Source organism: Gemmatimonadota bacterium (genome assembly GCA_022560615.1).
Lineage (GTDB): Bacteria > Gemmatimonadota > Gemmatimonadetes > Longimicrobiales > Gaopeijiaceae > UBA1138.
The window spans coordinates 26,922-38,048 of the sequence record JADFSR010000024.1 but is presented as its reverse complement, the minus strand read 5'-3'; the positions used below and the strand labels follow the sequence as shown (position 1 = coordinate 38,048).

The 11,127-nt window shown below is 65.3% G+C and carries 10 protein-coding genes; all 10 read left to right on the top strand.

Features of this window, described 5'->3' with window-relative positions; genetic code table 11:
* Positions 1 to 7 precede the first annotated feature (7 nt).
* The 10 genes from IIB36_13670 to IIB36_13625 all read left to right on the top strand — a co-directional run bounded on the left by IIB36_13670 (position 8) and on the right by IIB36_13625 (position 11,122).
* The gene (locus IIB36_13670; protein ID MCH7532788.1) at positions 8 to 931 is read left to right on the top strand and encodes a molecular chaperone TorD family protein; all 924 of its coding nucleotides are present in this window, start codon (positions 8 to 10) and stop codon (positions 929 to 931) included.
* Entirely contained in the window at positions 928 to 2,463 is a 1,536-nt protein-coding gene (locus IIB36_13665; protein ID MCH7532787.1) for a SulP family inorganic anion transporter, read from the top strand. The genes IIB36_13670 and IIB36_13665 overlap by 4 nt, the downstream gene beginning before the upstream one ends.
* Positions 2,464 to 2,496: 33 nt before the next feature.
* Entirely contained in the window at positions 2,497 to 2,781 is a 285-nt protein-coding gene (locus IIB36_13660) for a hypothetical protein (GenBank protein MCH7532786.1), read from the top strand.
* Between the two features lie 30 nt (positions 2,782 to 2,811).
* Entirely contained in the window at positions 2,812 to 3,906 is a 1,095-nt protein-coding gene (locus tag IIB36_13655) for a TonB-dependent receptor (protein MCH7532785.1), read from the top strand.
* Positions 3,903 to 5,243: an amino acid permease gene (locus tag IIB36_13650; protein MCH7532784.1), complete on the top strand. Its 1,341-nt coding sequence runs from the start codon at positions 3,903 to 3,905 to the stop codon at positions 5,241 to 5,243. Before IIB36_13655 ends, IIB36_13650 begins: the two co-directional genes overlap by 4 nt.
* A 14-nt stretch (positions 5,244 to 5,257) precedes the next feature.
* On the top strand, positions 5,258 to 6,244 hold the full coding sequence (locus tag IIB36_13645) for an amidohydrolase (GenBank protein MCH7532783.1): 987 nt from the start codon (positions 5,258 to 5,260) through the stop codon (positions 6,242 to 6,244).
* Positions 6,241 to 7,635, top strand: coding sequence for a Gfo/Idh/MocA family oxidoreductase (locus IIB36_13640; protein ID MCH7532782.1), 1,395 nt, complete (start codon positions 6,241 to 6,243; stop codon positions 7,633 to 7,635). Before IIB36_13645 ends, IIB36_13640 begins: the two co-directional genes overlap by 4 nt.
* Positions 7,632 to 8,852, top strand: coding sequence for a galactokinase (gene galK, locus IIB36_13635; GenBank protein MCH7532781.1), 1,221 nt, complete (start codon positions 7,632 to 7,634; stop codon positions 8,850 to 8,852). Before IIB36_13640 ends, galK begins: the two co-directional genes overlap by 4 nt.
* A 108-nt stretch (positions 8,853 to 8,960) precedes the next feature.
* A complete protein-coding gene (locus IIB36_13630; GenBank protein ID MCH7532780.1) occupies positions 8,961 to 9,701 on the top strand; it encodes a cytochrome c in 741 nt (246 codons plus the stop codon).
* A complete protein-coding gene (locus tag IIB36_13625; protein MCH7532779.1) occupies positions 9,698 to 11,122 on the top strand; it encodes a cbb3-type cytochrome c oxidase subunit I in 1,425 nt (474 codons plus the stop codon). Before IIB36_13630 ends, IIB36_13625 begins: the two co-directional genes overlap by 4 nt.
* Positions 11,123 to 11,127: the final 5 nt, after the last annotated feature.

Below are 11,127 nucleotides of genomic sequence, written 5' to 3'. Positions count from 1 at the left end.
GCCCGGCGTGAACGAGATTCCGTCTTCGACGCCCGTCGAGCTCTTGAGGGCGCTCACCGTGCTCGCGGAGTCTCCGGGCCCCACGCACGCCACGGTGGCGAACGCGCTGGGCATTGCGGAGGCGCCCACGGTCTCGGAGTACGGCGACGTGTTCCTGTTTCAGCTCTACCCCTACGCCTCGGTGCATGTCGGGGCCGAGGGAATGATGGGGGGTGACGCGCGCCAGCGGGTGGCTGGATTCTGGAGCGCGCTGGGTCGCACGCCGCCCGCGGAGCCCGATCACCTGTGCGCGTTGTTGGCTCTCTACGCTTCTCTCTCCGAGGAGGAGGGACTTGAAGGCGCGCAAGATGCTCTGCTGGAGCAGAGCAGGGCAGCGCTGCTGCACGAGCACATCGGTCCCTGGCTTCCCCATTACCTCGCGCGGGTTCAGGAGCTGGCGTCCGGCTTCTACTCGTCGTGGGCCGAGCTGCTGTCGCAGCTCTTCGCGGCCGAAGCCGGACGCGCGGGACACCCCGAGTACCTCCCGCTCCATCTGCGCGAGGCTCCGGGGCTGCCCGACCCCCGAGAGGAGGGGGGTGACGCGTTCTTGGGCGGGCTACTCGCGACGGTGCGAACCGGGACGATACTCACGCGCGCCGACCTGGCGTCGATCGCGGGGGTGCTCGATCTCGGGCTTCGCGCGGGGGAACGACGGTACGCTCTGGCGAGCCTTCTCAGCCAGGAGCCGGCGGGTGTTCTGCTGGCGCTCGCGGCTGAGGCACGACGTCAGGGCCAAATGCATGCGGGCCGCACCGATCTTTGGGGCGCTACGAGTGACTTCCTGGCGAAGCGCGCTCGGCGAACTTCGGAGCTCCTGCAGCAATTGGCGGCCGAGGGCTTCGATCCGCTCGACTGCGAACGGGTCGAAACGACCGCCGACGTCGGATCATGAAGACGCAACTCCGTTCGGAACCCGGGCATCGCTTTTCCTCGAGGGACGTGTTCGCCGGGCTGGGGGTTGCCCTGGTGCTCATCCCGCAGTCGATAGCATACGCTGAACTCGCAGGAATGCCGAGCCATCGCGGCTTGTACGCAGCCGCGTTGGCGCCGATCGCGGCAGCGTTCTTCGCGTCGTCTCCGTACCTGCAGACGGGTCCCGTCGCTCTCACCGCGCTGCTCACGCTCGGGGCTCTTCTCCCACTCGCTGAAGCGGGCAGCGCCGAGTTCGTGGGACTCGCCGCGCTGCTCGCCTTGGTGGTGGGGGTCGTCCGCATTCTGGTCGGCCTCTTGAAGGCGGGTTGGCTCAGCTACCTGATGTCCCGACCGATGCTGAGCGGCTTCACGTCGGCCGCGGCGATTCTGATCGTTTCGGCGCAGCTACCGGGAGCGCTCGGGTCGGCCGCTCCGGAAGGAAGCGTCCTGGGTCGGGCGGTTTGGGCGCTCGGGCATCCTGGGTCCTGGGAGGCGGCGTCGATCGGTCTCACCGCGGTCACGGTAGTACTGGTGCTCGGGGCTCGAGTGGTTCAACCCCGCGTTCCCGGTGGTCTGCTCGCGGTCACAGGCGGGTTCGTCTTCTCGATCGTTGCCGGATACGCAGGCTCGACGGTCGGCGACATCTCCGCCGGCATGCCCATGTTCACGCTGGAGCTACCGTGGAGTCGGCTCCCCGTGCTGCTGGTACCCGGGGCTGTCATCGCGCTGGTGGGCTTCGCCGAGGCGGCCTCCATCTCACGGCTCTTTGCGAGCGAGGATCGGGAGCGTTGGGACGCGAACCGGGAGTTCCTCAGTCAGGGCGCCGCGAACCTGGCCGCCGGACTCGCCGGCGGCTTTCCGGTCGGTGGTTCCTTCTCGCGTAGCAGCCTGAACCGACTGTCTGGCGCGCGTAGCCGCTGGAGTGGTCTTGTCACCGGCATCGGTGTGCTCGTCTTTCTGCCCTTCGCCGGTGTACTCGCTCCCCTCCCAACTGCGGTGCTCGCCGGCATCGTCATCGCAGCGGTCTCGACTCTCTTCCGCCCACGCGAGCTACTCCGTGTCTGGATATTTTCGCGGCCTCAGGCGTTCGTCGCGTGGGGCACGTTCGCTTTCACGCTGCTTCTGGCGCCGCACATCGAACAGGCAGTCCTGCTCGGAGTGGTCATGGCCACCGCCGTACACATGTTGCGGGAGCTGCGGCCCGGATTGGCTGCGAGGCGCGACGGAGACACGTTGCACCTCGAGCCGAAGGGCGTGCTCTGGTTCGGGTCCGCCCCCGCCCTGGAGGACGCTCTATTCGCGCGACTGGCCGACGAACCCGATGTTACGCGCGTCGTTCTCAACTGCTCGGGACTCGGCCGCATCGATCTGACCGGGGCGTACAGTCTCGCGGAGATGCTCGAGCAAGTGCGCCGGGCGGGCCTGGAAATGGAGATCGAAGGCGTGCCCGAGCAGAGCCGTCGCATTCTCGCAGCCGTGGGGGTGGGAACACCGACGCCCCCTGCTTCGTAGTGGAAGAGACAACTCATCCCTCGGGGGGACACTATGTTCTTTGCACTCTTAGCTGCCGGAATCGCTGGTGCCACCGGCGTATACGGGCATATCAAGTCGCGGAAATTCGTCGGCCAGCGGCTCCGCTACACTAGCCTGGTCGAGAAGCCGGCGATTGGGCTGTTCGCGGGCGTGGGCGCGATGATCGTGGCGGCACCGATCGTAGCGATTCTCCCAATCGTGGGTGCCGGGACCGCGATCGCGATCGGCGCCGGTATCGGCACCGGAGTAGCGCTTGGCGTGAAGGACTCCAAGAACCCCCCTCTGCTCGAGGATTGATGGGATGGGTGGTCGACGCGCTGCACCTCCATGACGCGCTTCCACCTTCGATGCTGTGCGAGGACTCTGTGCGCGGCGCTTCTCGTGGGCGTCAGCGCCTTTCCCGCCGCCGCGCAGTCGGAGGGAGAGGTAGGCCTGGCCATCGCGCAGGTGTGCGGGGAGGTCGACGAGCGCAGCGAAGGAGTGCTCGCCGGTACGGTGCGAGACGCGTCGACCGGTGTGGTGCTCGACAAGGCGACGGTAGTGATCATGTGGCAGGTCCCAGGCAGCGAGTATCCGGGGACCGCCGCTGAGCTCACCAACGCAGAGGGGTTCTTCCTTTTCTGTCACGCTCCCGGGGGGGTGGCCGTCGACCTTTACGCCGAGGTCCTCGACCGCGGGTCCGAGCCGCGCACGGTCGGCATCGAGTCCGGGACCTTGCTCATCGAACACCTCCTCATCGAAGTGTCCGACCCATCACAGCCGGGGTTCATCACCGGACGCGTCGTCGACCGCACAACCGGTCGAGGGATCGCAAACGCCGAGCTGACGATCCGTGACGAGGGCATCAGCACGCTGACCAACGACCGTGGGATGTTCACGCTCGACGAGGTTCCCTACGGCGTGTATGTGATCGACGTTCGGCACCTCGCTTATTCCGATCGGGAACTGCCGCTGCATGTCGCCGGTGGCCTTACCCAGAACGTCGCGATCGAGCTGTCCGAGCAGGCAATGGAGTTGGAGGGCCTCACCGTCACCGTCGAGCCTCGGAAGTTCTACAACGATATGGAAGGGCTCGTCCGGCGCATGAACATGGGTTTCGGGACGTTCCTGCTGCGCACGGACATCGAGCGGAGCGGGGCGACTCGGCTACCGCAGTTGCTCGAGGGGCTTGCGGGCGTGCGGCTGACGGACGCCGGCCGCAGCCTGGTCATCAGGGGTCGTCCCTGCACGCCAATGGTCTTCATGGACGGCAGACTCTATAGACTCGACCCCGATCTCGGCCTGAACGATATCATTACGTTCGACATCGAAGCGGTCGAATTCTACAAGGGGACGGCATCCATCCCGGCGGAGTTCAACTACAGCAACAACCTCCAGACTGGATGTGGAGCGATCGTGGTCTGGACTCGCAGGGGGCGTTGAGCCGGACCTCGGAGGACGGCGTCGGAGGTCTCCGCCGCGCGATAGGACTCAGCCAAGCGACCGCGATGGTGGTCGGCACCATCATCGGCGCGTCGATCTTCGTTCAGCCATCTGAAGTAACCGGGCAGGTCCCCACGACGCTCGGCATCTTCGCGGTGTGGCTCGTCGCAGGCGTGCTCACAATGTTCGGAGCCCTGGTATGTGCGGAGCTCGCGAGCAGCTACCCCGAGGCGGGTGGCGTATACGTGTACTTGCGGGAGGCTTTCTCCCCGGCGCTCGGATTCCTGTGGGGCTGGGCGATGTTCTGGACGATGCACTCCGGCATCATCGCGGCGATCGCGGTGGTGTGCGCTCGTTACCTCGGCTTCCTCGTCGAGTTGAACGACCTCGGTCAGAAGTCCGTCGCCATCGCCGCCATCGTGATCCTGAGCATAGTCAACTATGTGGGCGTGAAGCACGGCAGCGTACTGCAGACGGTGATCACTGCCGGGAAGCTCGTCGCGATCGGTGCGATCGTCGTTCTCGGCTTCGCGTTCGGGGGGGACGCGCACACGGTGGCAGTGAGCAGCCCCGCGCCGACAGAGCCGGGGTCCTTCGGCGTCGGAGAGTTCGGGCGCGCGCTCGTGGCGGGCCTATTCGCGTTCGGTGGGTGGCATATGGTCACCTACAACGCCGAAGAGACCAAGGATCCGCGAACCACGATTCCACGAGCTCTGATGATCGGAACGCTCGTCGTCACAGCATGTTATGTCCTCCTCAACGCGGTGTACCTCTACGTATTGCCGATGGCGACGGTCGCCTCGTCCGATCGGGTCGCTGCGGATGCCGCCGACGCGGTCTTCGGCCGCGGGGGCGGTGTGGCGATGTCAATGTTGGTGGTTTTCTCCAGCTTCGGCGCTCTTTCCGGCATCGTGCTGGCGGGACCGAGGGTCTACTTCGCGATGGCGCGAGACGGCCTACTCTTCCGCTGGCTAGGGGAGGTCCACAAGACGCACCGAACTCCTCACCGCGCGATCGCGCTCCAGGCCTTGTGGTCGAGCGTGCTGGTGCTCACCGGTTCCTACCGGGCGCTCTTCACACGGGTGATCTACACCGAGTGGATCTTCTTCGCGCTCATGGCGATCGGGCTCATCCTGCTGCGCCGCCGTGGGGACGTTCCACGTGCCTACGAGGTCTGGGGCTACCCGTGGGTGCCGGGGATCTTCGCGATGTCGGCGTTCGCGATCGTCGCGAATCAGGTGGCGTCGCAGCCGGTCGAAAGCCTTACCGGCCTTGGGCTGGTGCTCGTGGGGCTGCCCGTCTACTTCATGTGGGCTCGTAAGCCGGCGGCCGCGTAGAAGGGAACCAACACATGATTGTCGATTTTCACAACCACTACTTCCCGCCCGAGTACCTGGAGGCGATTCGGTCCGGGGGCAGTCATTTCCGGGTCACCACCGACGATGACGGGAACCCGGTGCTCCATTCGCCTGGTGACTACAACGTGCTGGTACCCGGGCACCGCGACCTCGACTTCCGTGAAAAGGTGCTCGACGAGGCCGGCGTGCGGATGCAGGTCATCACGTTCACGGCGCCAGGGACGAGCATCGAAACACCCGAGCGAGCGGTGCAATTGTGCCGGATCATCAACGACGCCCTGGCTTCAGAGGCGCGGGCGCGCTCCGAGCGGTTTACCGCGCTCGCGACACTACCCATGAACGCTCCCGAAGCGGCGGCGCGAGAAGCGGAGCGAGTCCTCGGCGAGCTCGACCTTCCAGGCGTGATGCTCCTCTCGAACGCGAGCGGCGTACCGCTCTTCGAGCAGCGCTTCTGGCCCGTTTACGAGCGGCTCAACGAGGCGCGTGCCGTGATCTACATCCACCCGACGTACCCCGTCGGCGTCGAGGTCATGGAGAAGTTCATGCTGATGCCGATGGTCGGCTTCCTGACCGACACCACGCTCGCCGCGGCCGGGCTCGTCTATTCCGGGGTGGTCGAGCGCTTCCCGGGTATCACGTGGGTGCTCGCGCACCTCGGCGGCGCGGTGCCGTATTTGGCGGAGCGCTTCGATCGCGGCTTCGAGGCCTATCCCGAGTGCCGCGAGCACTGCTCGACGCCGCCGAGTGAGCTGCTCAAGAACTTCTACTATGACACGGTGAACTTCGACACGCGGTGCCTCGACCTGGCCATCGACTTCGCCGGCGTGGATCACATCGTCGCAGGCTCGGACTACCCGCACATGATCGGGAGCCTCGACAAGATGGTCGACGGCATCTCTGGTCTCGACCTTTCGGAGGAAGACAAGAACAAGATCCGGGGGGGGAACGCGGCTCGCATCTTGGGGCTAGCACGATCATGAGCAACCGCCGTCCCGCCGATTCCAGCTCCCTTCCGCGGCGCGACCTTCTCAAGCTCGGCGTAGCGGGCCTCGGCCTGAGCGCCACGGGAACGATGCCGGGCCTCGCGGCCGGCGGTCCCTCACCGATTCAGGAACGGCCGGACCTCGGTCCTGCGCCCGCCGCCCCCTTCGCCGCACCGCCGATGGACGTCGTGCGGGTCGGCTTCGTGGGGGTCGGCGGCATGGGGGGTACGCACGTGCGCATCTTCCTCGGCCTCGAGGGCGTGGAGATCGTCGCGCTGTGCGACATCGACGAAGACCGCAACGTTGAGGTCGCGTCGTGGGTTACCGAGGCTGGTCGCCCGCGGCCGACCCTGTATGGCCGGAACGAGACCGACTTCGTCCGCATGTGCGAGACAGAGGATCTCGACCTCGTGTTCACCGCCACACCATGGGAGTGGCATGTTCCGGTGTGCGTGGCCGCCATGGAGAACGGCAAACACGCGGCGACCGAGGTGCCGGCCGCGTACCGTACCGACGACTGCTGGAAGATGGTCGAGTACGCCGAGAAGTATCAGAAGCACTGCCTGATGATGGAGAACTGCAACTACGACCGCCCCGAGATGATGGTCTTCCACATGGCCCGACTCGGACTTTTCGGCGAGATCCTCCACGCGGAGTGTGGCTACTTGCACGACCTCCGCTCGATCAAGTTCTCCGAGACGGGCGAGGGGCTCTGGCGCCGCGCGCACGCGATGGTCCGCGATGGAAACCTGTACCCGACCCACGGACTGGGCCCGGTGGCGAACGTCATGGATATCAACCGTGGTGACCGCTTCGACTATTTGGTGTCGATGAGCTCACCATCACGTGGGCTACAGGAGTGGGCGGAGGCACACTATCCGGAGGGCCACGCGAAGCGGCAGGAACGCTACATGCTCGGGGACGTGAACACGACGATGATCAAGACTGTCCGGGGCCGGACGATCTACCTGGGCCACGATACGAATCTGCCGCGTCCCTACTCGCGCATCCACATGGTCCAGGGCACGAAGGGGCTTTTTCAGGGCTATCCGCATCGCGTGTACGTCGAGGGCATGAGCCCGGAGCACCGCTGGCAGGACTGGATGGAGCTGAGAGAAGAGTTCGACCATCCACTCTGGAAGGACCTCGAGGCGCTGTCGGAGGGTGCCGGCCACGGAGGCATGGACTTCATCGAGGACTACCGATTGGTGAAGTGCTTGCGGGAGGGCAAGCCGACCGACATGAACGTGTACGACGCCGCGGCCATATCGGTGATCACACCTCTCACTGAATGGTCGGTTGCCAACCGCAGCCGGCCCATCGACGTGCCCGACTTCACTCGCGGACGGTGGGCGCAGTGGCCGAAGCTCGAGATCCTGAGGGCGTGACGAAGGACCGACCGACGCCCTCAGAGCTGTTCTCGTCGCTCTTCGGCGGCCCCCCGACCCATGTCGCGCGTGCGCCCGGCCGCGTGAATCTCATCGGGGAGCACATCGACTATTGCGGACTCGCTGTGTTACCGATGGCGATGCGACACGAGGCCCGGCTCGTATTCCGGCCGCGGCAAGACGGCACGGTCCGAATCACGAACGCGAACCCGGAGTTCGAGCCGGTCGAGTTCGAGATCAGTCCCGCGATCGCTCCCGGCTCGTCGGGTGACTGGCGCAATTACGTGCAGGCACCGGCGAACGAGATGGCTCGACGCTTCGCAATCTGGCGAGGCGTCGAGGGAGTCCTTTCCTCGGACGTTCCGGTCGCCGCGGGGCTATCATCCTCGACAGCGCTGGTGAACGCGGTTGGCCTCGCGCTCGCGCATGCGAACGAAGTCTCCCTCGCCCCCGCGGAATTTGCTGAGCTCATGGCCGAGGCCGAGCAGTACACGGGCACGCGCGGCGGAGGCATGGATCATGCCATCGGATTCGGGGCTCGGGCCGGCCACGCGGCTCGCATCACATTCAACCCTCTCGGAATGCGTCACCTCGCGGTGCCCGAAGACTGGTGCTTCGTAGTCGCAGACACGGGAGTCCGAGTTGAGAAATCGGGTCGAGCGCAGGCTGCGTACAACCAGCGACGCTCCGAGTGCGAAAAGGCCCTCGATGCCGTGGTACAATTCGCCTTGGAGCGTGATCGGCTTCCCACTACGCCTCGCGGCTATCCGGACCTGCTCCGGCTTATCGGAGCTGCTGAAGCGATCAGCATGGCGAAAGACGCGCTTCAAGGGCGCCTACTGAGACGCTTCCGCCATGTCGTGTCCGAGGCCGGTCGGGTCGACCAGGCAGCCGACTGCCTGTTGAACGCGGACCTTGCCGGGTTCGGCACGCTGATGGACGCTTCCCATGGCAGCCTGCGCACCGACTACCAGGTGAGCTCTCGGGAGCTCGACGAACTGGTGGCCATCGCGCGGGAGGGAGGTTGCGCGGGGGCTCGGCTCACGGGTGCCGGCTTCGGTGGCTGCATCGTCGCGCTAGCTGATCGGGGTACGGTGGATGCCGTTCTCGAGGCGCTCGTCGAGCAGTACTTCGAGCCCCGTGGGATGGGCGATCGCATCGACGATCGTCTCTTCGTCGCGGTGCCGTCGGCAGGAGCTTCGGTAGGCATTCTGTAGTGTCCGCGGGAGCTTGACGACGGTAGGCCCCGTCCCCTTTCTTCAGCCCTCTGGCCCATTCCCGCTCGCAACTCCGGTTCTGTGCTCGGTCCCTCGTCCAAGAAAATCATGCTCGGCGTGCTGGTGGCGTGTTTCGCCGTCCAGACGGGCTTGGTGTATTCGGACGACGTGGACCTCCAGCTGTCCGAGAAAGCGATCGAAGGGCGTCGACTCTTTCATGAGAAGGCGTGTCAAGTCTGCCACCAACTCTGGGGCCAGGGGGGATTCCTCGGCCCAGACCTCACGAATTCCGCGAGCCGCGTCGATGAGACGCGGCTCGCTTCGCTTCTGACTGTGGGTAGTGGTCAGATGCCGGCGTTGCACTTCGACCAGGCACAGATCGCTGCGATGCGAGCATTCCTGCAAGAGCTCGATCGTGCCGAGATCGGGCGTGGTGAGCTCCGACTCGGGAACCCCAACGAGGGGACGAGTCCGCAGGCCGCATTCGAGGCGGCAGTCGTCGACGCCTCATCGCCGCCCGGCGTGGCGGCCGGGTTCGAGGCGTTCCGCTCCGGTGCATGTAGCGCGTGTCACTTCCCCTTCCAAGTATCGATCGTTGGCGCGCCGGACCTTTCCACGGTCGTCGACGGCCTCGATGAGGCAGCGCTACACGAGGTGCTGACGAGCGGGCGCCCTGAGAAGGGCATGCCCCCGCCGGTTCCGGCCTTCTCGGAGACCCAGCGGCAGCAAGTGATCGAGTATTTTCGTTGGCTCAACAGCGATCGCGACGCGCTCCGGTCGGAGACCGAACGTCGGCAGTCGCTTGCAACGGTCGACTGGTCGCGACTTCCGTGGTGGGAGTACCGGTGAGGGCAGCCGGGGGCTTCTGGCTACCGTTCAACGAGGCCGATCCTGTTCGGCAGTTCGCGACGGTCATGTTCATCCGCGGCGGCCTGATCGCGATGAGTATCACCCTGTTGGGTGGCATTCTGGGCGCCTTGTATTCGGTGCCCGCGCTCGCTCCTTCGTTCCAATCGATCGGGCTCGATCTCCGTCAGCTTCGGCCCATTCACACGGCGTTCGCGTCTGCGTGGATCTTTCTCGGGGGCGTGGCCGTGGTGCATCGCTGGCTTCAGGATCACGGGGGAGTGGCGACGGCTGGTGATCGCTGGAGACTACGCATCCAGGTCGGGTCGTGGGCGATCGCGGGTACGGGGATCCTGGTTACGCTGGCGATGGGGATCGGGTCGGGTCGCGAGTACGTGGGCTTCCACCCGGTCTTCAGCGTGTTCATCCTGCTCGGGTGGATCTGCTACGTATGGAACTTCTTCCGGGTGGCGGGCCCTGACTTCTTCGAAAGGCCGCTCTACCTGACGATGTGGGGCGTCGGCATGCTCCTCTTCATCGTCACGTTCGTGGAGCAGCACCTCTATCTACTACCGAGCTTCTTCAGGAACCCGGTGCAGGATCTCCAGGTGCAGTGGAAGGCGACCGGCACCCTGGTCGGGAGCTTCAACCTCTTCGTCTACGGCGCGGTCATCTACATCGGCGAGCGCATCAGCCGAGACCCCCGGTACGGTCATTCCAGGCTCGCGTATGCACTCTTCGCCGTAGGGCTGCTGAATGCGTTCACGAACTTCGCACACCACTCGTACCATCTGCCGCAGGATCACATCGTCAAGTGGATCTCCTTCGTGGTGAGCATGTTGGAGATCACGATCCTGTGCCGCGCCGTATACGAGTTGTGGAAGCTCGTGAACGTGACTGACGAGCAGGCTTTCTGCGCCGCGCGAGGCAGCTTCGCCGCATCGAAGTACTGGACGGTCTTCATCCTGTTGTCGGCGGTATTGATCTCGATTCCGCCGCTCAATGCGATCATCCACGGCACCTACGTCGTGACTGGGCACGCGATGGGCGCCACGATCGGGATCGACACCATGATCCTGCTCGGGGCGATCATCTGGATCCTCGGTGAACACCTGCAGGCGCGAGAGGGTGAGCTTGCCGCCAGCGTGCTGCACACGCGGGGCGTGAAGCGGATCGTTGTGGGACTCAACCTGGGTGTCGCTGCGCTCGTAGTGTGGCTCCACGTTTCCGGCGTGATCACCGGAGTGAGTCGCGCCGGCTTTTCACCAGGTGAGACATACGTGCCGCCCACATGGCTGGCGGCGTGGAACGGCGTGCTGTTCGCGGCGACCGGAGCTGTCGCGCTGGTATTCTTCGTGCTCTTGTTAGCCCGACTTATCCCGATCGCGTTTCGTTACTGGTGGGTCGCCCCCGAGCGGGTGTAGCCGCG